Below are 26,396 nucleotides of genomic sequence, written 5' to 3' on the forward strand. Positions count from 1 at the left end.
ACCGGAACGCTCAGCCGACGGTGAGGCGCAGGCCGGCCGGGGTGGCCCGCACGCGGCTCAGGTCCTGGACGACGTGGTGGGCCGCGGTCAACGACTCCTCGGGGTGGCTGGTGACCAGTGCGAGGACGGTGGCCCCGGCCGCGCGGCCCGCGGCGATCCCGGCGGGGGCGTCCTCGACGACCACGCACGCGGACGGCTCCACGCCCAGGCGGCGCGCCGCCTGGAGGTAGCCGGACGGGTCGGGCTTGCCGTCCGGGACGTCCTCGGCGGTCACCACGATGGGCGGGGAGGGGACACCGGCCACTCCGGTGCGCACCTTGAGCTGCGCCCGGTCCATGGACGTGACGAAGGCGTGGGGCAGGCCGCTCATGTCCGCCAGCAGTTCCAGGGCACCGGGCAGGGCGATGATGCCGTCGGTGCTGGTCGCCTCCAGGGCGTCCAGACGCGCGGTGGCCTCCCGGACCTGGTCGGCCGGGAGGAACTCGGCGACGCGGTCGCTCGTGCGGCGGCCGTGGGCGCCCGCCATGAACACGTCCGGGTCGATGCCGTACTCGGCGGCCCATTCACGGCCCGCGCGCTCGACGAGGGGCGTCGAGTCGACGAGGGTGCCGTCCACGTCGAACAGGACGGCGGCGCAGGGCAGGGTCATCGCGGGGGGACGACCCCCCGCACCCCCCGCCCGCTCCGCGGGGCCGTTCATCGCGGGGGGACGACCCCCCGCACCCCCCGCCCGCTCCGCAGGGCCGTTCACCAGTCCGCCTTGGCCGTCGCCTCTTCGGCCTGGGCACGGAGCCTGCGGACGGCCTCGGCCGGGTCGTCGGCCCCGTAGACGGCGCTGCCGGCGACGAACACGTCCGCGCCCGCCTCCGCGCAGCGCTCGATCGTCTCGGCGCTGACGCCGCCGTCCACCTGCAGCCAGACGGGCAGGTCGCGGCCCTTGATGAGCTCCCGCGCGCGGCGGACCTTCGGCAGGACGACGTCCAGGAACCTCTGGCCGCCGAAACCGGGCTCGACGGTCATCAGCAGGAGCATGTCGATCTCGCCGAGGAGGTCTTCGAAGCCGTCCACCGGGGTGGCCGGGTTGACGCCCAGCCCCGCACGCGCGCCGGCGGCCCGGATGGCCCGCAGGGTGCGGATGGGCGCCTTCGCCGCCTCGGCGTGGATGGTGACGCTCCCGGCTCCGGCCTCGGCGTACTGCGGCGCCCAGCGGTCGGGGTCCTCGATCATCAGATGGCAGTCGAGGGGCAGCGCGCTGCTCCTGAGCAGCGCCTGCACGATGGGCAGTCCCAGGGTGAGGTTCGGGACGAAGTGGTTGTCCATCACGTCGACGTGGACCCAGTCGGCGGAGTCGGCGACGCGCGCGACGTCCTCGGCCAGGCGGGCGAAGTCGGCGGACAGGATGCTGGGTGCGATCTGAGGAGCCATGATGCCCCGAGTCTATTGGCGCAGCCCCGCCCGATCGTCCCCCGCCTGGGTGAGGCCCGGGGTGGGCCGGGCCGCCAGGCGCAGGCGGACGAAGACCTCCGGAGCGCCCGCCGTCACCCACAGCACGAGCAGCGCCTGGACGGCGAACGCCTGGACCAGGCCGGCCCCCTCGAAGAAGGCGATGACCGCCGCCCCCGCGAGGCCGACGGGGAGGCGCGCCAGGCGGTGCCAGGCCCTGCCGCCCGGCTCGAACCAGCCGCGCCAGGCGACCAGGGACAGGCCCATCAGGAGGCCGCAGAGAGCGCCGGACGCCTGCGCCGAAGCGGTCAGCGTGACGGGCTCGGCGACGCCTCCGGCCGCCCGGACGGCCTCCGCCCACGCCTGGGGCCACCGCCAGTCCCGGAGCGGCCGGGCCGCACCCCAGGACGCCGCGAACATCAGCAGGGAGAGCGCCAGGGAGAGCGCCAGTTGCACGGCCAGATGCCGCCGCCGCCACCACGGCACGGCGATGGGCTCCAGCCCGAGGGCGGCGACCAGGAAGACCAGGCCGACGCCCCAGCCCGCCAGTACCTGCCCTGTCGAGTGGACGCCCAGGTAGACGCGGGACGCCCCGATCAGGAAGATGACGGCCGCGGCGCCCGCCCACAGGTACCACCGTCTGGTCTGGGCGGCGAGGAAGCCCCAGCCCGCGACGCTGTTCTGGGCGTGGCCGGACGGCATCCCGAAGGACGTCAGCGACTGCCTGCCCTGGACGGACGGGTCCGTCCAGTACGGGCGGGGGGCGTGGAAGACCAGCTTGAGGAGCGAGTTGACGACCGCGCCGAACAGCAGCACGACGGCGGCCCTCGCGGCCTGACGCGGCGCCACGCACCAGAACAGCGCCAGGAGCAGCGGGACGTAGAAGGCCGCGCTGCCCAGGTACGACATGAAGACCATGAAGCCGGTCAGCAGAGAGCCTCCCCCGGGTCAGGTGCGGCGGTCAGGTACGGCGGAGCAGCGCCAGGAACATCGCGTCCGTGCCGTGGCGGTGCGGCCAGAACTGGGCGTACGGGCCGTCCCCCAGCCCGGTGAGGCCGGGAGCGATCGCCGCCAGGACGGCGGGTGCGTCGAGTCGCTCGACGTCCTCGCGCTTGCGCAGGACGTCGTCCACCACCACGCGGGTCTCCGCCAGGTGGGGCGAGCAGGTGACGTAGGCGACCACGCCGCCGGGGCGGACGGACTCCAGTGCCGCGGCGAGCAGCTTCCGCTGGAGCGGCCCGAGTTCGGCGACCGACTCGGGGCCCCGGCGCCAGCGCGCCTCGGGGCGGCGGCGGAGCGCGCCCAGGCCGGTGCAGGGAGCGTCCACCATGACGCGGTCGAACGAGGCCGGACGCCAGGCGGGAGCGGTGCCGTCGGCGGCGACCACACCCGTGCGGTCGTCGACCGCGCGCCGGACGAGCCCGGCCCTGTGCGGCTGGACGTCCGCGGCGAGAAGTCGGGCCTCGCGCTGGGCGGCGAGGGCCGACAGAAGCCCGGCCTTGCCCCCGGGGCCGGCGCAGAGGTCGGCCCAACGTGCGTCCGGGCCGACCAGGGGAGCTTCGGCCAGCGCCAGGGCGACCATCTGGCTGGCCTCGTCCTGGACGGCGGCGCGCCCGTCGCGGACGGCATCGATACCCGCCGGGTCGCCCTCGGTCAGAAAGGCGCCGTAGGGCGAGTACGGGGCGGGCTCCGCGCCCGCGCCGTACAGCTCTTCAAGAGTCGCCCGGCCGGGCCGGGCGACCAGTGTCACGCGGGGGCGGGCGTTGTCGGCCGCGAGGAGTGCGTCGATCTCGGCCGGCCCGACGGCGTCCCGCATGGCGGACACGATCCACTTCGGGTGGCTGTGGGCGATCGACAGGCGCGTCGTGGCGTCGGCGTCGGCGGGCGCCACGATCCGCAGCCAGGCGTCCATGTCGCGCATGGCGACCTTGCGGAGCACCGCGTTGGCGAACTTGGCCTGCCCCGGACCGGAGACCGAGCGGGCCAGTTCCACGGTCGTCGCCACGGCGGCGTGCGGCGGGATGCGGGTGGCGAGGACCTGGTGGGTGCCGAGGCGCAGGACGTCGAGGAGGGGCGCGTCGATACGGCGCAGTTCGCGGTCGCTGCACAGCGCGAGCACCGCGTCGTAGGTCCCCCTGCCGCGCAGGGTCCCGTACGTCAACTCGGTGGCGAGGGCGGCGTCGCGGCCGGTCAGGCCGCGGTCGCGCAGGCGCGAGGGGAGCAGGAGGTTCGCGTAGGCGTCGCGGGTCTCCACCGCCCGGATCACGTCGAACGCGGTACGGCGGACGAGGTCCTGGGGGCGGCCCGTCTTGCGGGGACCGCCCGGTCGGCGGTTCGGGGCGCGGTGGCGGTTGCGGGCAGGTGGCATCAGTGCAGGGCGTCCTTGCCGATGAGGTTGAGGCCGCGGACCCAGTCGGCGGCGGCCATGCGGCGCTTGCCCTGCGGCTGCACCTCGCCGAGCGCGACGGGATGCGTGGCCGTGCCGACCAGCACCTCGTTCCTGCCCGCGCTGAGCGCGCCGGGCGGCAGCGCGGCGGCGTCGGGCACCGGACGGACGGGGCCGAGCTTGACCCGCGTGTCGCGGAAGTTCGTCCACGCGCCCGGCGCCGGGGTGCAGGCGCGGATCAGGCGGTCGATGTGCAGAGCCGGGCTCTTCCAGTCGACGTGGCCGTCCTCGGGGGTCAGCTTCGCCGCGTGGGACACCCCCTCGGTCGGCTGGGGCCGGGGCTCCAGGACGCCCGCCTCGATGCCGTTCATGGTGTCCAGCAGGAGGTCCGCGCCGGCGACGGCCAGCCGTCCCAGCAGGTCGCCGGTGGTGTCGTCCGGCCGGATCGGCTCGGTGAGCACCCCGTAGACCGGGCCGGTGTCCAGGCCCTCCTCGATCTGGAACGTGGCCGCGCCGGTCACGTCGTCCCCGTGCAGGATCGAGCGCTGCACCGGGGCGGCCCCGCGCCAGGCGGGCAGCAGCGAGAAGTGCAGGTTCACCCAGCCGTGCCGGGGGATGTCCAGGGCCTCGCGGGGCAGGAGGGCGCCGTAGGCGACCACCGGGCAGCAGTCCGGCGCGATCTCCCGGAGCCGGTCGAGGAACCCGGGGTCGCGGACCTTGGCGGGCTTGAGCACCTCGACGCCGGCCTCGGCGGCGAGCGAGGCGACCGGGCTGGCGCTCAGATGCCTCCCGCGCCCCGACCGCCCGTCGGGCCGGGTCACGACCGCCGCGACCTCGTGCGAGGACCCCAGGAGGGCCGTCAGGGCCGGGAGCGCCGTCTCGGGCGTCCCGGCGAAGACCAGCCGCATCTAGATCGCCTTCCCGAGGGTGCGGTGCGGCGACTCCTTCACGACGGGGGCCGGGTCGCCGAACCACTCGGCCTCCCGGATCGCCTTCATCGCGGCCTTGCGCTGCTCGGCGTCCATCCGGTCGATGAAGATGATCCCGTCGAGGTGGTCGGTCTCGTGCTGGACGCAGCGGGCCAGCAGGTGGGTGCCCTCCAGGGTGATCGGCTCACCGTGCATGTTGAAGCCCTTCGCCACCACCCCGAGGGCGCGGGGGGTGGGGAACGCCAGGCCGGGCAGGGAGAGGCAGCCCTCGTCGTCGGTCTCCTGCTCGTCCGACAGGTCGAGCGTCGGATTGACCACGTGCCCCAGGCGGTCGTCGACGTAGTAGGTGAACACGCGCAGCCCGACGCCGAGCTGGGGCGCGGCCAGGCCCGCACCGGGGGCGTCGATCATCGTGTCGGTGAGGTCCTTGACGAGCTGGCGCAGCTCCTTGTCGAAGTCCTTCACCGGCTCCGCGGGCGTGCGCAGCACGGGGTCGCCGAAGAGGCGGATGGGCTTGACGGCCAACGGGGACTCCGTTTCCTGCGAATGTCGCTGATCACTGCGGGCGCCGCCCGGTCACTCCGGGCGCCGCCGACTACTGGGACGCGCCCTCAAGTCTACGGAGGCGCGGGCCCTGAACATTCACGCCATGTTCACACACCGCGGTGCGCGCTCTGGCGCGCCGAACGCGCCTTGTACGCGGCGGTGCGGGCGGCCTTGGCCGTCGCCTTGTCGGGGTGGTGGGCGCCCAGTGCCTCCAGGACGTCGGCCACACCGGGATGATGGGTGCGCCAGAGCTCGTCCACCATGGTCTTCATCTCGGCCCCGGGCGGCGTGTCGACGAGCGCCGCCTCGACCGCCTCCTCCGGCTCGGCGGTCTCCAGCATTCCGGCGACCGTGTCCACGAACACCCAGAGGTACTCCTCACGGGCCAGTTCCCGCCCCGCGGGGTCGCCGGCGGCGTTCAGCCACATCACGGCATAGGGCGCCACGAGCGGGTGCTCCTGCGCGGCGCGGACCACTCCGGCGGCCTCGGGGCCGACGCGGTGCAGGACGGCGGCGGCGAGGTTGCGGGCGCCGGGGCCGCCGGTCCGCATGACGTCCAGCAGGTCGGCGGCGGCGTCCTTGGGGTCGTGGGACCCCAGCCAGCCGTCGATCTCCTCGTCGGCGGCGTCCGGCCGGTACCAGGTGAGCCCCGCGACGAGCTCGGACGCGCGGGCGCCGGCCAGCTCGCCGATGACGGGGGCGCTGAACCCGTCCGCGAGGAGCAGCTCCCGGACGGCCCACACCCCGAGCGGCGTCAGCACGCGTCCCGCGCCGGACGTCTCGATGACGCCCCAGTCGCCGAGGGTCGCCAGCTCCAGCGCGAGGGCGTCCGCCGCGAGCGCGTACATGGTGTCGGCGTCGGTGAGGTCGTAGGCCTCCTCGATGTGGCCCAGCAGCGCCTCGGCGAGGGTTTCGGGTCCTGCCGGCTCCTCCTGCTCGTACAGGTGGATGAGGACGCCGGTCAGCTCGTTCTGGACGAGTTCGACCGCGTCCAGGCCGTCGGCGTAGTCGTGGCCGGGCACGACGACGGCGTCGAACAGCGGCAGCCAGGCGCTGAGCAGCGCCGCGTCGTCGCCGGACTCCAGGCCCGGCAGCGCGGGGCCGGGGACGGCGCGGCCGCCCCCCGCGTCGATCACCTTGGCCTCGACGGCGGCCCACCACAGCCGCTCCAGAGCGCCGTCGTCCTCCATCTGCCCGTGGCGGCGCGGCGAGTCGAGGCCGAGGGCGCGGCGGGCGGCCTCGGCGTCGGGCTCGGTGAGCGCGCCGTGCTCGGTCAGCGGCCGCTCGCCCGTCCAGCGGGCCAGGGCCAGGACCGCCCCGGTGAGGCCGGACCGCCGCGCCGCGTCCGCGACCTCGGCCCGCGGCGCCAGCCGGACGGGAGGGACCGCCAGCTCCCCTGCCTGCCGCAGGTACTCCTCGGTGCGGGCGAAGCGCTCCTCTTCCGGCTGCGCCTCGAAGTCGCGCACCCACGCGTCGACCGCGTCCTGGTCGTCCAGGTCGATCCCGTCGCCCTGCATCAGCCCGGCGACGACCTCGGCGGCCGCCTGCCGCTCCTCGCCGTCGACGGCGGCGACGACCTCGGCGAACTCGGGGCCGGTCCGGTCGATCTCCGCCTCCAGCCCGCCGGCGGCCGCGGCGGGGACGGCGCCGGTGTCGCGCAGGTAGGCGACGACCCGGCGGAGGGCGTCCAGGATGGTCGGGACGTCGTCGCGCCCGGCGACCACGGACTCGGGGAAGACCTCCAGGAGCAGCTCGCGGACGTGCCGCGGCTCCAGCGCCTCCGGGCCCGCGAGGCCCATCTCCTCCCGCGCCAGGTCGAGCAGGATGCGGACGCCCTGCTCGTCCAGCGCCTCGCCGCGTTCGTCCGACCACCGCCGCAGGTCGCCCGCGATGGTCTCCACCCAGTTGTCGGCCACGCCAGAACCCTATTGGTCAGCCGAGTTCCCCGGGGTCGGTTGACACCCACCTCGTCGGCCGAGTCCCCACGGCCGGTCGAGTCCCACGCTGGTCGAGCCCCACAGGGTCAAGCCCAGACCGACGGTCGAGTTCCACGCGGTGGTCGGAGCTTCACAGGGTCGCGCCCACGCGGACAGTCGAGTCCCACACGGTCAGATCAGTTCCAGGGGGTCGATCTGGACGCGTACGGTCTCCGTCGCCTTGCGTGCGCTGCGTACGCCCTGGGCTTCCTTCAGCGCGCGCGCCAGGGCGTTTCCTGCGGCGCGGGGTACTCGTACCAGTGCGCGCTCCTTGTCCTGGGCCTCCGGGCCCGCCTGCGGGACGGGAACGGGCCCGAGGATCTCCGCGTCGTCGGGCAACCGGGTGTCGGACAGCAGCTCCCGTATGGCGGCCGGGGACGCGGTCAGCGACGCCATGCGCGCGGCGGGCGGGAAGCCCACTTCCCTGCGCTCGGCCAGTTCCCGCTCCGCGTACGTGACCGGATCCCAGCGCACGAGCGCCTGGACCTCCGGCAGCGCCCCCTCGGCCGCCACGACCACCGGGCCCTGCGGGCGGACGAGCGACGCCGCGTTCATCCAGCGCCTCAGCGTCTCCTCACCGGCGCGCAGGTCCGGCCGTCCGAGGAGGACCCAGCCGTCCAGCAGCAGCGCGGCCAGATACCCGCTCTCCGCCGGAGGCTCGGCCCCGGGCGTCGCCACCACGAGGGCCCGTTCCGGGCCGACCCGGTCGAGGACGGCCTCGCGGCCCGAGGTGCGCACGGGCACGCCGGGGAAAGCGCGGCCGAGTTCCTCCGCCGTGCGTTTGGCGCCCACCACGACGGCGCGCACCTGGAAGAAGCCGCACTCGGGGCAGTGCCAGTCGCCCGCGATGTGGCCGCACCAGCCGCAGTACGGGGCCGCGTGCGACGAGGCGAGCGCCAGCGGCCCCTGGCACGTCTGGCAGCGCGCCGGTGTGCGGCACCTCCCGCAGGCGATGCCGGGGACGTACCCGCGCCTCGGCACCTGGACGAGAACGGGCCCGCTCTCCAGCGCCTGCCGGGCGGCCTCGAACGCGACGTTCGGCAGGCGCGCGGTGCGGGCGGCGGCGTCCCGGGCGAGCTGGGCGTCCTCCCCCACGTAGCGGACGCGCGGCATCCTCGCCCGGACGCGGTTCCTGTCGGCGGCGAGCGCGTGGGCCCAGCCGGTCTCCACGAGCTGTGTCGCGTCGGTCGTCCGGGTGAACCCGCCGATCAGGGCGCCGGCCCCCGACCGGTGCGCGCGCAGGGCGAGCACGTCGCGGGGATGCGGATACGGCGCGTGCGGCTCGGCGTGGACGTCGTCGCCGTCGTCCCACAGCACGACCAGCCCCAGGTCTGCGACGGGCGCGAACATGGCGGCGCGGGTGCCGACGACCGCCCGCGCCTTGCCGCGCAGGACGGCGAGCCATCTCCGGTAGCGCTCCGCCGGGCCCAGCTCCGCCGTCAGGGCGACGTGCAGCCCCTCCCCCAGCTCCGCCTCCAGCGCCGCGTCGACCCGCGCCACGTCGCGCCCGTCGGCGACCACGACGAGCGCGCCGCGCCCGCCGCTCAACGTGGCGGCGACCGCGCGTGCGATGGCCGCCGTCCGGTCGGGGCCGGGCAGCGCCGTCCACACGGCCCGCGGCGCCCTCCCGCCGGCGAGCGCGCTCACGAACGACTCCCCCGCCGGGTACTCCCGCCACACGCCGGCGTCGGGCGCCTCGGGCAGGGCGGGGGCGGTCTCCTCCACGGGCTCGGCCTCGGCGCGGGCGTGCCGGGGAGGGACGGCGAGCCGCATGACGTCCGCGAACGTGCCCGCGTAGCGGTCGGCCACCTCCCGCACCAGCGCGACGATCTCCGGGGTCAGGACGGGCTCGGGCGAGGTCACCCGCTCCAGGAACAGCAGCTTGCCGCCGTGGCCGCTCTCGGCGACCCGCTCCAGGAGGAAGCCGTCGACGAGCTGGCCCGCGAAGCGCACCCGGACGCGGCAGCCCGGGACCGCCTTGTCGTCGAGCTCGGCGGGCACGAGGTAGTCGAAGGGGCGGTCCAGGTGCGGGAGCGACATGTCGACCGCGATCCGCGCGACGGGCAGCTCCGCGGCCGGGCGGCGCGCCCCCTTCTTCCCCGACTTCGCGGGTGTTCCGGGCTTGTTCGGCTTGGCGGCGACCGCGCCCGGAAGGGCGTCCAGCCCCGGGATCAGGTCCGTTCCCCCGCCGTCCTTCGTCACGCCCCCGTCCTACCAGATCGATCCGACAGCCCGACTCGCGCGCTAGGGTTGGTCCGTTTGAACGGTGCGCGTCCTCCGGCCCATTGGCCGAGGCCCGTCCGCACCCTCGCCGTCCGACGAGCCCTGCAGGCGATGTGACCACAGCTCATGCCCATGAGCGGACGGACTCCCCCAACAGCAACGGGGCGTCACGCCGTTCCCCAGGCCCCTCAGCCACCACCCGGTGGAAGAAGCGGGCACGCCACCCCGTGGTCGCCGCCACGCTGGCCGCCGCCGTCCTGCACCTGGTGTGGGGCCTGCTCCTCGCGACCGAGGGCGGCGACCTCGCGGCACAGGCCGCGTGGACGGACTTCGCCTGGAAGCACCCCGGCGCGGCCTACAGCTTCGCCTGGTACGGCGGGATGCACCCCGCCTCCTACAGCCTCATGTCGCCGTACCTGATGGCGCTGTTCGGCATCCGCACGATCGCGGTGATCACGGGCACGTTCTGCGCCACGCTCACCGCGTACCTGCTCAAGCAGTTCCGGGCCCCGGTCGCGCTGCCCGCCTCGCTCTGGGCCGCCTTCGCGCTGTCCTGCAACGCCGCCTCCGGCCGCGTCACGTTCGGCCTGGGGCTGATGTTCGCGCTGATGGCGACCATCGTGGCGTTCACCCCGCGGGGGACGCCCGCCCTGCGCGCCGCGGCGATGATCGTGCTGAGCGTGCTGGCCTCGCTCGCGAGCCCCGTCGCCGGCCTGTTCCTGCTGGTGCTGGCCGCCGCGCTCTTCCTGACCGGACGCCGCCGCGCCGGCGTCTGCGTCGCCGTGGGCCTCCCCGTCGTGGTGGGCACGACCAGCCTGCTCTTCCCGTTCAGCGGCGTCCAGCCGATCTCCCTGGACGCGATCGTGCTGCCCGCCGTCACCAGCGTCGCCGCGATCCTGCTCTGCGCGCCGAAGGGCTGGAGGCTCGTCCGGACCGGCGCCGCCGTCTACCTTGCCGGGATCGTGCTGACCTGGCTGATCCCCTCCCCCATCGGCAGCAACGTCGAACGCCTCTCGCTGCTGTTCGGCGGCATGTTCCTGCTGTCGGCCGTCGCGCGCGCACACGGACGGCTCCGGATCGCCGTGCTGTCGCTGGCGTTCATCGTGACGGCGTCCTGGCAGGTCGTGAAGCCCGTCGACGACCTCATCCACACCGAGCCCGCGGCCACCGCCGCCGACCACGCCCGCGGCCTCGTCTCCGAGCTGGGCGCCGTCGGCGCGGGCGACGCGCGCATCGAGGTCGTCCCGCTGCGCTCCCACTGGGAGTCCTCCGGCCTCAGCCGCCACTTCGCGCTCGCCCGCGGCTGGAACCGCCAGGTCGACGCCGAACGCCACGGGCTGTTCTACGAGAAGGGCGCGCTGACGCCCGCCTCGTACCGCGACTGGCTGGGCAAGTGGGCCGTCCGGTACGTCGTCCTGCCCGAGCAGGAGGTCGACTGGTCGGCGCAGGAGGAGGCCGCCCTCGTCGAAGGCGGCCAGCCGTACCTGACGGAGATCTGGCGGGACGAGCACTGGCGGCTGTTCCGCGTGGCGAGCCCCACGCCGCTCGTCGACCGGCCCGCGTCCGTCGGCACGCTCGACTCCGGCAAGCTCGTCGTCGACATGCCCTCGCCCGGGTCCGTCCTGGTACGCGTCTCCTGGTCCCCCTGGCTGAGCGCGACGGGCGGGGACGCCTGCCTGGCGCGCGCGGGCGAGTTCGTCCGGCTGGAGGCGCGCACCCCCGGCCGCTACACCATCGCCGCCCGCTACGGCCTGCACCGCGGCAACCACTGCGCCCGCTGACCCCGCCGTCCCGCCTGCACAGCACGACCGCAAAGTGCGGTCCGCGCTGCGCCCGCCCTACGCCACCGGGGCCCTGGAACCGCCACCCCGGCACAGGCTCAGGACACGCACAGGATCAGGGCAGGCACAGGCGTAGGCAGGCACAGGCGTAGAACACGGACAGGCGTAGAACACGGACAGGCGTGAACAAGCACAGGCGCGCGAAGAAGGGCCCCGGGTTGTTCCGGGGCCCTTCTTCGCGGAAGACCGGTTACAGGCCGGCGGCGGAGGCCAGGTCCTTGGCGCGGTCGGTCGACTCCCAGGAGAAGTCGGGCTCCTCGCGGCCGAAATGGCCGTAGGCGGCCGTCTGCTGGTAGATCGGGCGGAGCAGGTCCAGGTCGCGGACGATCGCGGCCGGGCGCAGGTCGAAGACGTCCCCGATCGCCTTCTCGATCTTCTCGGGGGCGACCTTCTCCGTGCCGAACGTCTCGACGAACACCCCGACCGGGTGGGCCTTGCCGATCGCGTAGGCGACCTGCACCTCGGCGCGGTCGGCGAGCTGCGCGGCGACGATGTTCTTGGCGACCCAGCGCATCGCGTACGCGGCGGAGCGGTCCACCTTGGACGGGTCCTTGCCGGAGAACGCGCCGCCGCCGTGCCGGGCCATGCCGCCGTAGGTGTCCACGATGATCTTGCGGCCGGTGAGGCCGGCGTCGCCCATCGGGCCGCCGATCTCGAAGCGGCCGGTGGGGTTCACCAGCAGCCGGTAGTTCTCGGTGTCGAGCTCGAACTCGGCGAGCACCGGGTCGACGACGTGCTCCTTGACGTCCGGGCCCAGCAGCTCCTTCAGGTCGATGTCGGGAGCGTGCTGGCTGGACACCACGACGGTGTCGAGGCGGACGCCGCGGTCGCCGTCGTACTCGATGGTGACCTGGGTCTTGCCGTCGGGGCGCAGGTACGGCACGTCGCCGCTCTTGCGGACCGCCGACAGCCGCCGGGCGAGCCGGTGCGCCAGCGTGATCGGCAGCGGCATCAGCTCGGGGGTCTCGTTGGTGGCGTAGCCGAACATCAGGCCCTGGTCGCCGGCGCCCTGCCGGTCCAGGTCGTCGACGCCCTCGCCCTCGCGGGTCTCGTAGGCGTCGTCCACGCCCTGCGCGATGTCGGGCGACTGCGCGCCGATGGACACCGACACGCCGCAGGAGTGGCCGTCGAAGCCTTTCTTGGACGAGTCGTAGCCGATCTCCAGGATCTTCTCCCGGATCACGCCCGGGATGTCCACATAGGTCTCGGTGGTGACCTCACCGGCCACATGCACCTGACCCGTCGTGATCATCGTCTCGACGGCGACCCGGCTCTTCGGATCGTCCTTGAGCATCGAGTCGAGGATCGCGTCGCTGATCTGGTCCGCGATCTTGTCCGGGTGACCTTCGGTCACCGACTCGGAGGTGAACAGGCGGCGAGACACGTACGTGAACTCCTTGCAGCGGCTGCTGACTGACGTCGCAGAACGGATTCTTTGTCGAGTTCGGCGAGGGACGCCGCCCCCCGCCATGGCTTCCCCACGATGTTAGGGCCAGAAGTCTAGCGGGCTCAGCGCCCTTCACCCTGACGTACATCTGACGGCGTGCGCTCCAGCCGCGCGGCGACGAGATCCCACACGACCTCGGCCAGCGCCTCCTTGGCCCCGCGCGGCACCTCGGTCCGCGACCCGTCGGCGCCGAGGACGACCGCGGCGTTGTCGGGGCGGCCGAAGGTCAGGTTCTCGCCGACCTGGTTGACGACGAGAAGGTCGCAGCCCTTCCGGGCGAGCTTGGCCTGGCCGTTGGCGAGGACGTCGTCGGTCTCGGCCGCGAATCCCACGACGACCTGGCCCTGCCTCCGGATCCTGCCCAGCTCGGCCAGGATGTCGGGGTTCTTGACGAGCCGGATCGGCTCGGGCTCCGCCCCCTCGGTTTTCTTGATCTTGGAGCCGCGGTAGCCGGCCGGGCGGAAGTCGGCGACGGCGGCGGCCATCACGACCGCGTCGGCCGATCCGGCGGCCTCCACGACGGCCTTGCGCATCTCCTCGGCCGATCCGACGGCGACGGTCTCGGCGCCCGCCGGGTCGGGCAGCGCGACGTTCGCCGAGACGAGCGTCACGCGGGCGCCGCGGGCCGCGGCCGTCCTGGCGAGCGCGTAGCCCTGCAGGCCCGACGAGCGGTTCCCGATGAAGCGGACGGGGTCGATGGCCTCCCGGGTGCCCCCGGCGGAGACGACCACGTGCCGTCCGGCGAGGTCGCGCCCGGCGGCGCCGCGGGCCAGCACGTGCCGGGCGACCTCGAACAGCTCGGCGGGGTCGGGCAGCCGGCCGGGCCCGGTGTCCTTGCCCGTGAGGCGCCCGGACGCGGGCTCGACGACGACGGCGCCGCGCTCCCGCAGGGTCGCCACGTTGGCCTGCGTGGCCGGGTGCTGCCACATCTCGGTGTGCATCGCGGGCGCGAACACGACGGGGCAGCGGGCGGTGAGCAGGGTGTTGGTCAGCAGGTCGTCGGCGAGGCCGTGGGCGGCCCTGGCGAGCAGGTCGGCGGTGGCCGGGGCGACGAACACCAGGTCGGCCTGCTGCCCGAGCCGGACGTGCGGGACCTCGGCGACGCCGTCCCAGACCTGCGGGGACACCGGCTTGCCGGACAGGGCGGCCCAGGTGGGCTCCCCGACGAAGCGGAGCGCGTCCGCGGTCGGCACGACGGTGACGTCGTGGCCCGACTCGGTGAGCCGCCGGAGCAGCTCGCACGCCTTGTACGCGGCGATGCCGGCGCTCACTCCGAGCACGACGCGCGGCTTGGGGGAGGTCATACGGCCCACGATCCCATCACGTACCGCCCGCTCTCCCCCCGGGGGTGCGGGTATCCGCTCCGGGGGCCAGCGGGGTGACCATCAGTGGCCACCGCGGACGCGGCCATCGGCGAGGGCGGCCGCGGTCCGGTGAGCGGCACGGCCTGCCCGGGGAGCCTCAGCCCTCGATGGGCTCGGCGTTCAGGAGGCCCTCACGCGTCTCGCGGAGCGCGATCGACAGCGGCTTCTCCTGGACCTGCGTCTCGACGAGCGGGCCGACGTACTCCAGCAGGCCCTCGCCCAGCTGGGCGTAGTAGGCGTTGATCTGCCGGGCGCGCTTGGCCGCGATGCTCACGAGGCCGTACTTGGTGTCGACGACATCGAGGAGCTCGTCGATCGAAGGGTTGGTGATGCCCTCGTTGCTGGCTGCCACTCGGTGGCCTTCCGTAGATTGAACAGGCTACTGGTCAGCCATCAAGGCTAGCAGCTCGTCGCACACGTCCTGCACGGACGTGTTGACGAGCGTGACGTCGAACTCCTTCTCGGCGGCGAGTTCGACGCGGGCCGCGTCGAGGCGGCGCTCGATCACCTCGGGGGGCTCGGTGCCGCGGCCGGTGAGCCGGCGGACGAGCTCCTCCCAGCTGGGGGGAGCGAGGAACACCAGTCGCGCCTCGGACATGGACCGCCGGACCTGCCTGGCACCCTGCAGGTCGATCTCCAGGAGCACCGGCTCGCCGCGGGCGAGGCGTTCCTCGACGGGCCGGCGCGGGGTTCCGTAGCGGTTGCCCGCGAACTCGGCCCATTCGAGGAGCTGCCCCTCGGCGACGAGCCGGTCGAAACCGGCGTCGTCGACGAAGAAGTACTGCACACCGTCGGTCTCACCCGGGCGGGGAGCCCGGGTGGTCACCGAGACCGACAGCCACACCCGGGGGTGTGAGCGCCGGATCTCGGCGACGACCGTGCTCTTGCCGACGCCCGACGGCCCGGACAGGACCGTCAGCCGCCGCGCGAGCGGGCCATGCGGCACGGAGCCTTCCGGCGCAGCTATGGGTGCGCCGGAGCCGGGCGGGATGGTGCCGTCCTCGGGTCGCCCCGAGCCGGCCGCGGCGGCCTGGCCGCCGCGCCCGCCCGTGAGTCGCGCGTCAGCGGTTCGCACTTCCGCCGAACTCACGCTCCAGGGATGCGCGCTGGTTGGCGCCGAGGCCCCGCACACGGCGGGACTCGGCGATGCCCAGGCGCTCCATGATCTGCTTCGCACGGACCTTGCCCACACCGGGCAGCGATTCCAGGAGGGCCGACACCTTCATCTTTCCGATGACGTCGTCGGCCTGACCTTCTTTGAGAACCTCGGCGAGCGAGGTTCCCCCCGTGCTTCAGCTTGTTCTTAACCTCGGCCCGCTCCTTGCGCGCCTTGGCAGCCTTCTCAAGGGCTGCGGCGCGCTGTTCGGGGGTTAGGGGCGGAAGAGCCACGCCGGGTCACCTCAGGTTTCCACTCGACGGAGTCGGACGGGTTGGGAAACTAGCGAGTTCACCACCCATAAGGCAACGTGAAGTGCCGTTTAGCCCGCCACAAATTCACGAAAATCACTCCCCGGAGTGTCCTGAATACAGAGTGTACCCAACTCGGGCCCCTCAGCGCCGCACCCCCTTGCTTTGCTGGGACTTTCGCATGATCGTGAAAATCCGCCCATTTGGACCACATATGTGGCACCCGGTACCGCCTCCCCGCTGCGCTTCGCGCCCCCGGACGGCCGGGCCGCCGCGATCCCGCCACCGCCCCCCGGGGCCCCGCCGGGGCGCCGCGGCGGGCCGTCCCACAAATGATCCCGACCGAGTGACACTCGTCACGCCACGCCGTTCCGCACGTCGCCCCGGCACCGTTACTGTCATCCTCGACAACACCCGCCAAGATCGTCCGCTCGGCCCGGAGGACACCCGCACCGCACCAGCTCCCCCCAGCCCGCCGCCAGGGCGCCCCATGGACGCGGAGACGCCGGCCGTCCCGTCCGGAGACTCCCCCCGGTCCGGAATCGCCCCTCCGCGTGAACGAGTTCACCGTTCGGCACGTATCGCAATGCGGCGACTCCGTCCCCGCATTCTCAAGCGACTAAAACCACAATCGCCGATCGCGCGTGCCACAAAACTCACACACAAAGCGGTTCTGCGCCCGCGCACCAATGGCGTGCCGAGCATGTCCCCGCGCGGGCGGCCGTGCCCACTCGGGGGGTCGCCCGGCCGCGTTCAGGGCGTGCCGGCGGACGTGCGGCGCAGCGCGGCGGCGATGGCGGCCGCGGCGGCGCCGGGGTCGGGGGCGGCGGTGATGGGGCGGCCGATGACCAGCAGGTCGGCGCCGGCGGCCAGCGCGTCCTCGGGAGTGGCGACGCGGGCCTGGTCCTGGTTGCCGGAGCCGGCGGGGCGGACGCCGGGCGTGATCAGCGTGATGTCCGGGCCGACCTCGGCGCGGACGGCGGCGGCCTCCTGCGGGGAGCACACGAGGGCCTGAGCGCCCGCCTCGACGGCGAGGACGGCGAGGCGGCGGACGGCGTCCGGGGCGGGGCCCGCGAGGCCGAGGGCGGCGAGATCGGCGTCCCCGAGGGACGTCAGGACCGTCACCGCGGCGATCTTGGTGGTGGGGACGGCCTGCACCGCCTCGCGGATCATCGCTGGCCCCCCGGCGGCGTGCACGGTCAGGTAGGCCGGCTTGAGGCGCGCCACGGCGCGGGCGGCGCCGCGGACGGTCGCGGGGATGTCGTGCAGCTTGAGGTCGAGGAACACCTGGACGCGGCTGGCGCCCCGCACGCTGGCGACGACGTCCGGCCCGTACCGCAGGTACAGCTCCAGGCCCACCTTGACGGTGGAGACGTGCGGCGTGACCAGGGTGGCCCAGCGCGCGGCCGTCTCCAGGTCGGGCGCGTCCAGCGCGACGGCGATGGGGGCGGTCACAGCTTCTCCTTCTCGGGTTCTTGCCGGCGCACCTGGGGCGGGACGTACCCGGCGGGCTTGTGCGCGAGGCCGACGGCGTCGGCGAGGCGGCCGATGCGGCGGGCCGCAAGCGCCTCCTCCAGTTCGCGCAGGACGCGCGGGCCGGCCGCGGGGTCGTGGAACAGGGCGGTGCCGACGGCGACGGCGGAGGCTCCGGCGAGGATGAACTCCAGGGCGTCCAGGCCGGTGGCGATGCCGCCGACGCCGATGATGGGGGTGGCGGGCAGCGCGGCGTGCACCTGGTAGACGCAGCGGACCGCGACCGGCCGCACGGCGGGCCCGGACAGGCCGCCGGACACGCCCGTGAGGGCCGGACGCAGCGTCTGCGGGTCGATCGCCATGGCCTCCATGGTGTTGATCAGGGTGAGGCCGTCGGCGCCCGCGTCGACGCAGGCGAGCGCGATGGTGGCGATGTCGGTCACGTCGGGGGCGAGCTTGGCGAAGACCGGGACGCCGGGCCGGGCGTGCGCGCGCACGGCCCGCACGACGGACGCGGCGGCGGCCGGGTGCCAGCCGAACATGCGGCCGCGGTCCTCGACGTTGGGGCAGGCGACGTTGACCTCGATCGCGGCGACGCCCGGGACGTTGCGGAGGCGGCGCGCGAGGGCGCCGTACTCCTCGACGCTGCTGCCCGCGACCGACACGATCGTGCGGACCTCCTGCTCGATGAGCCAGGGCAGGTCACGTTCCAGGAAGGTCTCCACGCCGGGACCGGGCAGGCCCATGGCGGTCAGGAGGCCGCTCGGGGTCTCGGTCACACGCGGTGTGGGGCGTCCCGCGCGCGCTTGGGCCATCACCGACGTCGTGACGAACGCGCCGAGGCGGGTGAGGTCGAAGAACTGGGCGAGCTCCCGTCCCGTCCCACCGCACCCGGAGGCCGTCAGGACGGGATTGGGCAGCTCCAGTGGCCCGAGTGTGGTCGTGACCCGGTCGCTCACTGCGAGCCCCCTTCAGAGACGCTCAGGACGCGCGGCGCGCCGAGCGCGTCGAACGGGATGGTTCCGAGGTCGCCCCAGCGGACGCGGTCGCCGCGCAGGACGGGGCCGTCAGCGCATGCGCGGACCATGCGGGTCACGCCGTCCTCGCCGTGGACGGGGAGCATGCACGTCATGCACACGCCGATGCCGCAGGCGCCCGTCCGCTGGAGGAACTCCTCGACCGACACCTGCGAGGGCAGGCCGAAGTCGCCGGCGATCTGGGTGACGGAGCGGAGCAGGGCCGTGGGGCCGCAGCCGTAGACGACGTCCGCGCCCGTCTCCTCGATCACGCGGGGCAGCACGTCGCGGACGGTGCCCCGCTCCCCCATCGACCCGTCCTCGGTGACGACGGCCGAGCTGTCGCCGATGCGCTGGGCCATGCGGGACCCGAACACCTGCCGGGCGGAGGCGCCCGCGAGCACGAAGTGCACCCGGCAGCCGCGCCGCAGCAGCGTGTCGGCCAGCGCGAACACGGCCGCGCCGCCGGGCCCGCCGCCGACGAGCAGGCAGGTGACGGGGTCGCGGGGAAGCCGGAACGGGCGGCCGAGCGGCCCGACGAGGTCGATCTGATCGCGGGAGCGGCGGCCGGCGAGCCAGGCGGTGCCGGGCTCGGTGTCGGCGAACACCAGTTCGACGGTGCCGCCGTAGTCGGACTTGACCTCGTGCACCCCGATGCACCGGCGCACCAGGCGGGAGGTGTGCTCGCCGCCCACGGCGAGCGCGACGAACTGGCCGGGCCTGAACCGCTCGGCGATGGCCGGGGCCACCAGCGTCATCGCGCGGTAGTCCTGCACCTGGCGGACCGTCAGAACCGTCGCCGAGGTCTGCACCGGCGTGTCGGACACCCGTCTCCCTCTCCTCATCGCGTGCGCCGGGCGGGCCGGGCGGCGTCCCCGCCCGGCCCGCCCGGTCCTGTCAGCCGGGCGGCACGGTGCCGTCCCCGTCCGGGGCCGCCGCGCCGTGCGCGCCGTCCGCGCCGTCCGCGCCGAGAGCGCCGGCGCGGCCGTGCGCGCCGCTGAGCCGCTCGGCGTGCTCCTGGAGGGAGCGGACGCCGACCTGGCCTCCGGCGACGGCCTCGATGCCCTGCACTGCCGCCGCGAGCCCCTGGACGGTCGTCACGCACGGTACGCCCCGCAGCACGGCCGCGGTACGGATCTCGTAACCGTCGAGCCGCGGCCCGGACTGGCCGGGGCTGCCGAAGGGAGTGTTGACGATGAGGTCGACCTCGCCGTCCAGGACGCGCCGCACGATCGTGGGCTCGCCGGACGGGCCCGGACCCTCGCTGTGCTTGCGCACGATCTTGGCACGCACGCCGTTGCGGCGCAGGACCTCCGCGGTCCCTTCCGTGGCAAGAATCTCAAAGCCCAGGTCAGCCAGGCGCTTCACGGGGAACACCATGTGCCGTTTGTCGCGGTTCGCCACGGACACGAACGCGCGCCCCTTGGTCGGCAGCGACCCGTAGGCGGCCTGCTGCGACTTGGCGAACGCGGTGCCGAACACCTCGTCGATGCCCATGACCTCGCCGGTGGAGCGCATCTCGGGGCCGAGGACGATGTCGACGCCCTGCCCGTGCTCGTTGCGGAACCGGTCGAACGGCAGGACGGCCTCCTTGACCGCGATCGGCGCGTCCAGCGGCAGGGTCCCGCCGTCGCCGGCCTCGGGCAGGATGCCCTCGGCGCGCAGCTCGGCGATGGTCGTGCCCATCATCACGCGCGCCGCCGCCTTGGCGAGCGGCACGGCGGTCGCCTTGGAGACGAACGGCACCGTGCGGGAGGCCCGCGGGTTCGCCTCCAGCACGTACAGGACGCCCGCGGACAGCGCGTACTGGACGTTCATCAGCCCGCGCACGCCGACGCCGCGCGCGAGCGCCTCCGTCGACTCGCGGATGCGGCGGATGTCGTCGTGGCCCAGCGTGATGGGCGGCAGGGCGCACGCCGAGTCGCCGGAGTGGATGCCGGCCTCCTCGATGTGCTCCATCACGCCGCCGAGGTACAGCTCCTCGCCGTCGAACAGGGCGTCCACGTCGATCTCGATGGCCTCGTCCAGGAAGCGGTCGACCAGCACGGGGTGCTCGGGGCTCGCCTCGGTGGCGCGGGCCATGTACGACTCCAGCGTGGCGTCGTCGTACACGATCTCCATGCCGCGCCCGCCCAGCACGTAGGACGGGCGGACGAGGACGGGGTAGCCGATCTCGGCGGCGATCTCCCGGGCGTCCTGGTAGGACGTGGCCGTGCCGTGCTTGGGGGCGAGCAGGCCCGCCCTGTGCAGGACGCGTCCGAACGCCCCGCGCTCCTCGGCGAGGTGGATGCTCTCCGGCGAGGTGCCCACGATCGGCACGCCGGCGTCCTTCAGCTTCTGGGCGAGCCCGAGGGGCGTCTGGCCGCCGAGCTGGACGATGACGCCCGCGACCTCGCCGGACTGCTGCTCCGCGTAGACGGCCTCCAGGACGTCCTCCAGCGTGAGGGGCTCGAAGTAGAGCCGGTCGGAGGTGTCGTAGTCGGTGGAGACCGTCTCGGGGTTGCAGTTGATCATCACGGTCTCGTAGCCCGCCTCGGCCAGCGTGAACGACGCGTGGACGCAGGAGTAGTCGAACTCGACGCCCTGGCCGATGCGGTTGGGGCCGCTGCCCAGGATGATGACCTTCGGCTTGGCCCCCGGCGGTACCTCGGTCTCCTCGTCGTAGGCGGAGTAGAGGTAGGGCGTCTGCGCCGCGAACTCGGCGGCGCAGGTGTCCACGGTCAGGTAGACCGGCCGGACGCCGAGGGCGTGCCGCAGCTCGCGCACGACCTCTTCGGAGAGGTTGCGCAGCTCGCCGATCTGCGTGTCGGAGAACCCGTGCCGCTTGGCGCGCAGCAGCTTGTCCCTGGTGAGCGCGTCGTCGGAGGTGCGGATCTCCTCCGCGACCTCGTTGATGGCGGCGATCTGGTCCAGGAACCAGGGGTCGATGCCGGTCGCCTCGTAGAGCTCCTCGACGGTGGCTCCGGCCCAGAGCGCGCGCTGGACCTCCCTGAGCCGCCCGTCGTGGGGGCGCCGTGCCGACTCGACGAGCTCGGCGGCGTCGGCGTCGCCCGCCCAGCTGAACGAGGTGTTCTTCTGTTCGAGGGACCGCAGGGCCTTCTGCAGGGCCTCGGTGAAGCACCGCCCGATGGCCATGGCCTCGCCCACGGACTTCATGTGCGTGGTGAGCGTGCCGTCGGCGCCGGGGAACTTCTCGAACGCGAACCGGGGCACCTTCACCACGACGTAGTCGAGCGTCGGCTCGAACGAGGCGGGCGTCTCGCGGGTGATGTCGTTCGGGATCTCGTCCAGCGTGTACCCGATGGCCAGCTTCGCCGCGATCTTGGCGATGGGGAAGCCGGTGGCCTTGGAGGCCAGGGCCGAGGACCGCGACACCCGCGGGTTCATCTCGATGACGATCATCCGGCCGGTGCCGGGGTGCACGGCGAACTGGATGTTGCAGCCGCCGGTGTCGACGCCGACCTCGCGGATCACCGCGATCGCGACGTCCCGCATGTTCTGGTACTCGCGGTCGGTCAGCGTCAGCGCGGGCGCGACCGTGATCGAGTCGCCGGTGTGCACCCCCATCGGGTCGAGGTTCTCGATCGAGCACACGATCACCACGTTGTCGTGGCGGTCGCGCATGACCTCCAGCTCGTACTCCTTCCAGCCGAGGATCGACTCCTCCAGGAGCACCTCGCCGGTCGGGGACGCGTCGAGCCCGGCCCCGGCGATGCGGCGCAGGTCGTCCTCGTCGTGGGCGAAGCCGGAGCCTCGCCCGCCCATCGTGAAGGACGGCCGGACGACGAGGGGGTAGCCGAGCTCGCCCGCGGCCGCCAGGCAGTCCGGCATCGAGTGGCAGATGACCGACCGGGCGGACTCGGCGTTCAGGCCCTGCTCGCGGGCGACCTTGGCGACGACCTCCTTGAACCGCTCCCGGTTCTCCCCGGCCTGGATCGCGTCCACGTCGGCGCCGATCAGCTCGACCCCGTACTTGGCCAGGACGCCGCCCTCGTAGAGCGCGATGGCGGTGTTGAGGGCCGTCTGGCCGCCGAGGGTGGGCAGCAGCGCGTCCGGCCGCTCCCTGGCGATGATCTTCTCGACCACCTCCGGGGTGATCGGCTCGACGTAGGTGGCGTCGGCGAACTCGGGGTCGGTCATGATCGTGGCCGGGTTGCTGTTCACCAGCGTCACCCGCAGGCCCTCGGCCCGGAGCACCCGGCACGCCTGGGTCCCGGAGTAGTCGAACTCGCACGCCTGCCCGATGACGATCGGCCCGGAGCCGATCACCAGGACGGAGTTCAGGTCTTCGCGGCGCGGCATTACCTCGACGCCTCCATCAGATCGCAGAAACGGTCGAAGAGCCCGGAGGCGTCGTGCGGGCCGGCCGCGGCCTCCGGGTGGTACTGGACGCTGAACGCCGGGCGCTCCAGCAGCCTCAGCCCCTCGACGCACCCGTCGTTCAGGTTGACGTGGCTGACCTCGCCGGGCCCGTAGGGGGTGTCGAAGGGCGCGTCGGCGGGCGCGTCCACGGCGAACCCGTGGTTGTGCGCCGACACGTCGACCTTGCCGGTCGTCCGGTCCTGGACGGGCTGGTTGATACCGCGGTGGCCGAACCTCAGCTTGTAGGTGCCGAGGCCGAGCGCGCGGCCGAAGATCTGGTTGCCGAAGCAGATCCCGAAGAACGGCGTTCCGGTGTCGAGGACGCCCTTCAGCGCGTCCACGGCGTAGCCCGCGGCGGCCGGGTCGCCCGGGCCGTTGGAGAAGAACACGCCGTCGGGGGCGAGGGCGAGGATGTCCTCGGCCGTGCTGGTCGCCGGCAGGACGTGCACCTCGCAGCCCCGCTCGGACATCCGGTACGGGGTCATCGACTTGATGCCGAGGTCCACGGCCGCGACCGTGTAGCGCTTCCCGCCCCGCGCCGGGACGACGTAGGGCTCCCGGGTGGAGACGTCCCGGGCCAGGTCGGCGCCCTCCATGGAGGGGCTCTGCCGGACACGCTCGACGAGCGCGTCCGCTCCGGCAAGGGCGGCGTCCGCGCCGCTGAAGATGCCGGCGCGCATCGCGCCCCGGTCGCGCAGGTGCCGCGTCAGGGCCCGCGTGCCGGGCATGGCGATGCCCACCACGCCCTGCTCGCGCAGCGCGGAGCCGAGCGAGCCCGTGGCGCGCCAGTTGGACGCCACGCGGGCGGGCTCGCGCACCACGTAGCCGGCCACCTGGATGCGGCGCGACTCGGGGTCCTCGGCGTTGACGCCGGTGTTGCCGATGTGCGGGGACGTCATCGCCACGATCTGGCGCGCGTACGAGGGGTCGGTCAGGGTCTCCTGGTAGCCGGTCATGCCGGTGTTGAAGACCATCTCGCCGAAGGTCTCCCCCTCGGCCCCGTACGCGACTCCGCGGAACACCCTGCCGTCTTCCAGAACGAGCAGAGCAGGGTTCATTGGAGCTTCCCTTCGAGGACGGTCGGCTTGCCGCGCAGGAACGTCGCGACGACCCGGCCGGGCAGCTCCAGCCCCGCGAACGGGGTGTTGCGGCTCTTGGAGGTCAGCGCGGAGGGGTCCACGGCGCGGCGCGGCGACGGGTCGTACAGCGTGATGTTGGCGGGCGATCCTGCCTCCAGCGGACGACCCTGTCCGGAAAGGCGGCCGATGCGGGCGGGGCGGACCGACATGCGGTCGGCGACCCCGGCCCAGTCGAGCAGGCCGGTCTCGACCATGGCCTCCTGGACGACCGGCAGCGCCGTCTCCAGGCCGATCATGCCCATGGCCGCCACGGCCCACTCGGTCTCCTTGGCCTCGACCGGGTGCGGGGCGTGGTCGGTGGCGACGCAGTCGATCGTCCCGTCGGCGAGGGCGTGCCGCAGCGCGGTGACGTCGTCGGCGGTGCGCAGCGGCGGGTTGACCTTGAAGATCGGGTCGTAGGACCCGGCCTTGGCGTCGTTCAGCAGCAGGTGGTGCGGGGTGACCTCGGCGGTCACCGGGCAGCCCTTGCTCTTGGCCCAGCGGATGATCTCCACCGATCCGGCCGTGGAGACGTGGCACACGTGCAGCCGCGACCCGACGTGCTGGGCGAGCAGCACGTCCCGGGCGATGATCGCCTCCTCGGCGACGGCGGGCCAGCCGCGCAGGCCGAGCGCCGCGGACATCTCGCCCTCGTTCACCTGGGCGCCCTCGGTGAGGCGCGGCTCCTGGGCGTGCTGGGCCACGACGCCGTCGAAGGCCTTCACGTACTCCAGGGCCCGGCGCATGATGACCGCGTCCGACACGCAGTGCCCGTCGTCGGAGAACACCCGCACCCCGGCGGCGGAGTCGGCCATCGCGCCCAGCTCGGCGAGCTGCTCGCCGGCGATGCCGCGCGTGACGGCCCCGACCGGCTGGACGTCGCAGTACCCGGCCTCGCGCCCGAGGCGCCACACCTGCTCCACCACGCCCGCCGTGTCGGCGACGGGGTCGGTGTTGGCCATCGCGTGGACGGCCGTGTACCCGCCCATCGCGGCGGCCCGCGTGCCGGACTCGACGGTCTCGGCGTCCTCGCGGCCCGGCTCGCGCAGGTGGGTGTGCAGGTCGACGAGACCGGGCAGGGCCACCAGCCCGCCGGCGTCGACGACCTCGGCGCCGGCCTCGTCCAGGCCGGTCCCGACCGCGGCGATGGCGCCGTCGCGGACGAGGATGTCGGCGGCCTCGCCGCCGAGGATCCGCGCGCCCTTGATGATGTGGGTGCTCACTGGGGGACCTCCTGGCCGATGGCGGGCTCGGAGCCTCCGAGCAGCAGGTAGAGGACGGCCATGCGCGCGCTGACGCCGTTGGCGACCTGCTCGACGATCGTGGAGCGGACCGAGTCGGCGACCTCGGCGGCGATCTCGACGCCGCGGTTCATCGGCCCGGGGTGCATGACGATGGCGTGGTCGGGCAGCTCGGCCATGCGCTCGGCGTCCAGCCCGTAGCGGCGGCTGTACTCGCGCACCGTCGGGAAGTAGGCGGCGTTCATGCGCTCCTGCTGGACGCGCAGCATCATGATCACGTCGCTCTTCGGGATGACGGCGTCCAGGTCGTAGGACACCGAGCAGGGCCAGGTGTCGATCGCGACCGGCAGCAGCGTCGGCGGCGCGACCACGGTGACGTCGGCGCCGAGCGTGTCCAGCAGCAGGACGTTGGATCGTGCCACGCGGCTGTGCAGCACGTCGCCGACGATCGTGACCTTGCGGCCCTCCAGGTCGCCGAGGCGCTTGCGCATCGTGAACGCGTCCAGGAGCGCCTGCGTGGGGTGCTCGTGGGTGCCGTCGCCGGCGTTGACCACGCTGCCCTGCACCCAGCCGGCCAGCCGGTGCGGCGCCCCGGAGGCGTTGTGCCGGATGACGACGCCGTCCGCGCCCATCGCCTCCAGCGTGAGCGCCGTGTCCTTCAGGCTCTCGCCCTTGGAGACGCTGGAGCCCTTGGCGGAGAAGTTGATCACATCGGCCGACAGCCGCTTGGCCGCGGCCTCGAACGAGATCCGGGTGCGGGTGGAGTCCTCGAAGAAGAGGTTGACGACCGTCCGGCCGCGCAGCGTCGGCAGCTTCTTGATGGAGCGGCCCGCGATCCGCGCGAGCTCCTCGGCCGTGTCGAGGACGAGCAGCGCGTCGTCGCGGCTGAGGTCGGCGGCGGAGATCAGATGGCGGTTCATTCGGCACCCCCCGTCGGGCCGAGCAGCACCGCGTCGCGCCCGTCGTTCTCGTCCAGCAGGACCTTCACGGTCTCGCGCATGGAGGTGGGCAGGTTCTTGCCCACGTAGTCGGCGCGGATCGGCAGCTGCCGGTGCCCGCGGTCCACCAGCACCGCCAGCTGGACGGCGCGGGGCCGGCCGAGGTCGTTCAGCGAGTCCAGTGCGGCGCGCACCGTCCGCCCGGAGAACAGCACGTCGTCGACGAGCACGACGACCCTGTCGTCGATCCCCTCGGCGGGCAGCTCCGTGCGGCCGAGGGCGCGGGCGGGCCGCATCCGCAGGTCGTCCCGGTACATGGTCACGTCGAGCGAGCCCCAGGGCACCGGGCGGCCCTCGACCTCGCGCAGCGCCCCCGCGAGCCGTTCGGCCAGCGTCACGCCGCGGGTCTGGATGCCGAGCAGCAGGACGTCGTGGCCGCCCTTGGTCCGCTCGAGGATCTCGTGTGCGATGCGGGTCAGCGCGCGCCGGATGTCGGGACCCTCCAGAACGGCCTTGGGCCGGGGGTCACCGTCCGCCACGCGATGCTCCTGCCTGGAGGCAGCGTTCATCGCCGAAAACCTCCTTCCCCGCCTCACGGGACGGGCCTTAAAGGATGTCGTGTCCCCCACACGTTAGCAGCCGGTCCCGCCTGCCCGGCACCCGACCCGGTCCACGTCTTCGCAGGT

Annotated in this window: 20 protein-coding genes and 2 pseudogenes; 1 reads left to right on the forward strand and 21 read right to left on the reverse strand. The window is 73.7% G+C overall.

Annotated features, from left to right (window positions below; translation table 11 throughout):
• Positions 1-10: 10 nt before the first annotated feature.
• From CHC11_RS15315 to CHC11_RS15350, 8 genes are all read right to left on the reverse strand, one after another.
• A complete protein-coding gene (locus CHC11_RS15315) occupies positions 11-649 on the reverse strand; it encodes an HAD-IA family hydrolase (RefSeq protein WP_089312380.1) in 639 nt (212 codons plus the stop codon).
• A 98-nt stretch (positions 650-747) separates the two neighbouring features.
• On the reverse strand, positions 748-1,425 hold the full coding sequence (gene rpe, locus CHC11_RS15320; RefSeq protein ID WP_089312381.1) for a ribulose-phosphate 3-epimerase: 678 nt from the start codon (positions 1,423-1,425) through the stop codon (positions 748-750).
• Positions 1,426-1,437: 12 nt separating this feature from the next.
• Complete coding sequence (locus CHC11_RS15325; protein ID WP_179278860.1) at positions 1,438-2,352, reverse strand: phosphatase PAP2 family protein; 915 nt, start codon at positions 2,350-2,352, stop codon at positions 1,438-1,440.
• Positions 2,353-2,404: 52 nt separating this feature from the next.
• Positions 2,405-3,811 (reverse strand): RsmB/NOP family class I SAM-dependent RNA methyltransferase, encoded by a 1,407-nt coding sequence (locus CHC11_RS15330; RefSeq protein WP_089312383.1) that lies wholly within the window; start codon positions 3,809-3,811, stop codon positions 2,405-2,407.
• On the reverse strand, positions 3,811-4,737 hold the full coding sequence (gene fmt, locus CHC11_RS15335) for a methionyl-tRNA formyltransferase (protein WP_089312384.1): 927 nt from the start codon (positions 4,735-4,737) through the stop codon (positions 3,811-3,813). The genes CHC11_RS15330 and fmt overlap by 1 nt, the downstream gene beginning before the upstream one ends.
• Entirely contained in the window at positions 4,738-5,283 is a 546-nt protein-coding gene (gene def, locus CHC11_RS15340; RefSeq protein WP_089312385.1) for a peptide deformylase, read from the reverse strand.
• Between the two features lie 128 nt (positions 5,284-5,411).
• A complete protein-coding gene (locus CHC11_RS15345; protein ID WP_089312386.1) occupies positions 5,412-7,220 on the reverse strand; it encodes a hypothetical protein in 1,809 nt (602 codons plus the stop codon).
• A 192-nt stretch (positions 7,221-7,412) separates the two neighbouring features.
• Complete coding sequence (locus tag CHC11_RS15350; RefSeq protein ID WP_089312387.1) at positions 7,413-9,482, reverse strand: primosomal protein N'; 2,070 nt, start codon at positions 9,480-9,482, stop codon at positions 7,413-7,415.
• 248 nt (positions 9,483-9,730) lie between these two features.
• Between CHC11_RS15350 and CHC11_RS15355 the strand changes: the two genes are divergently transcribed.
• A complete protein-coding gene (locus CHC11_RS15355; protein ID WP_089312388.1) occupies positions 9,731-11,284 on the forward strand; it encodes a hypothetical protein in 1,554 nt (517 codons plus the stop codon).
• A 250-nt stretch (positions 11,285-11,534) separates the two neighbouring features.
• Here CHC11_RS15355 and metK read toward each other — a convergent pair whose 3' ends face one another.
• From metK to pyrR, 13 genes and pseudogenes are all read right to left on the reverse strand, one after another.
• On the reverse strand, positions 11,535-12,728 hold the full coding sequence (metK, locus tag CHC11_RS15360) for a methionine adenosyltransferase (RefSeq protein ID WP_089312389.1): 1,194 nt from the start codon (positions 12,726-12,728) through the stop codon (positions 11,535-11,537).
• A 125-nt stretch (positions 12,729-12,853) separates the two neighbouring features.
• Positions 12,854-14,095 carry a bifunctional phosphopantothenoylcysteine decarboxylase/phosphopantothenate--cysteine ligase CoaBC gene (gene coaBC, locus CHC11_RS15365; RefSeq protein WP_089312390.1) on the reverse strand — a complete coding sequence of 414 codons (1,242 nt, stop codon included), beginning with the start codon at positions 14,093-14,095 and terminating at the stop codon, positions 12,854-12,856.
• Positions 14,096-14,252: 157 nt separating this feature from the next.
• Positions 14,253-14,507, reverse strand: coding sequence for a DNA-directed RNA polymerase subunit omega (rpoZ, locus tag CHC11_RS15370; RefSeq protein ID WP_089312391.1), 255 nt, complete (start codon positions 14,505-14,507; stop codon positions 14,253-14,255).
• A 27-nt stretch (positions 14,508-14,534) separates the two neighbouring features.
• Positions 14,535-15,101 (reverse strand): guanylate kinase, encoded by a 567-nt coding sequence (gene gmk, locus CHC11_RS15375; protein WP_089312392.1) that lies wholly within the window; start codon positions 15,099-15,101, stop codon positions 14,535-14,537.
• A 115-nt stretch (positions 15,102-15,216) separates the two neighbouring features.
• Positions 15,217-15,544, reverse strand: a pseudogene (gene mihF / locus CHC11_RS15380) (integration host factor, actinobacterial type).
• Between the two features lie 771 nt (positions 15,545-16,315).
• Positions 16,316-17,017 (reverse strand): orotidine-5'-phosphate decarboxylase, encoded by a 702-nt coding sequence (gene pyrF / locus CHC11_RS15385; RefSeq protein WP_089312393.1) that lies wholly within the window; start codon positions 17,015-17,017, stop codon positions 16,316-16,318.
• On the reverse strand, positions 17,014-17,994 hold the full coding sequence (locus CHC11_RS15390; protein WP_089312394.1) for a dihydroorotate dehydrogenase: 981 nt from the start codon (positions 17,992-17,994) through the stop codon (positions 17,014-17,016). Before CHC11_RS15390 ends, pyrF begins: the two co-directional genes overlap by 4 nt.
• Positions 17,991-18,878 carry an iron-sulfur cluster-binding protein gene (locus CHC11_RS15395; protein WP_089312395.1) on the reverse strand — a complete coding sequence of 296 codons (888 nt, stop codon included), beginning with the start codon at positions 18,876-18,878 and terminating at the stop codon, positions 17,991-17,993. Before CHC11_RS15395 ends, CHC11_RS15390 begins: the two co-directional genes overlap by 4 nt.
• A 166-nt stretch (positions 18,879-19,044) precedes the next feature.
• Positions 19,045-22,353, reverse strand: a pseudogene (carB, locus tag CHC11_RS15400) (carbamoyl-phosphate synthase large subunit); the annotation flags it as partial.
• On the reverse strand, positions 22,353-23,471 hold the full coding sequence (gene carA, locus CHC11_RS15405) for a glutamine-hydrolyzing carbamoyl-phosphate synthase small subunit (RefSeq protein WP_089312396.1): 1,119 nt from the start codon (positions 23,469-23,471) through the stop codon (positions 22,353-22,355). The gene carA and the pseudogene carB, both read right to left, overlap by 1 nt.
• The gene (locus CHC11_RS15410; RefSeq protein WP_089312397.1) at positions 23,468-24,754 is read right to left on the reverse strand and encodes a dihydroorotase; all 1,287 of its coding nucleotides are present in this window, start codon (positions 24,752-24,754) and stop codon (positions 23,468-23,470) included. The genes carA and CHC11_RS15410 overlap by 4 nt, the downstream gene beginning before the upstream one ends.
• Positions 24,751-25,692 carry an aspartate carbamoyltransferase catalytic subunit gene (locus CHC11_RS15415; protein WP_089312398.1) on the reverse strand — a complete coding sequence of 314 codons (942 nt, stop codon included), beginning with the start codon at positions 25,690-25,692 and terminating at the stop codon, positions 24,751-24,753. The genes CHC11_RS15410 and CHC11_RS15415 overlap by 4 nt, the downstream gene beginning before the upstream one ends.
• A complete protein-coding gene (pyrR, locus tag CHC11_RS15420; RefSeq protein WP_089312399.1) occupies positions 25,689-26,279 on the reverse strand; it encodes a bifunctional pyr operon transcriptional regulator/uracil phosphoribosyltransferase PyrR in 591 nt (196 codons plus the stop codon). The genes CHC11_RS15415 and pyrR overlap by 4 nt, the downstream gene beginning before the upstream one ends.
• Between the last annotated feature and the right edge of the window lie 117 nt (positions 26,280-26,396).

Origin of the sequence: Actinomadura mexicana (assembly GCF_900188105.1) — a bacterium.
Classification (GTDB): Bacteria; Actinomycetota; Actinomycetes; order Streptosporangiales; family Streptosporangiaceae; genus Spirillospora; species Spirillospora mexicana.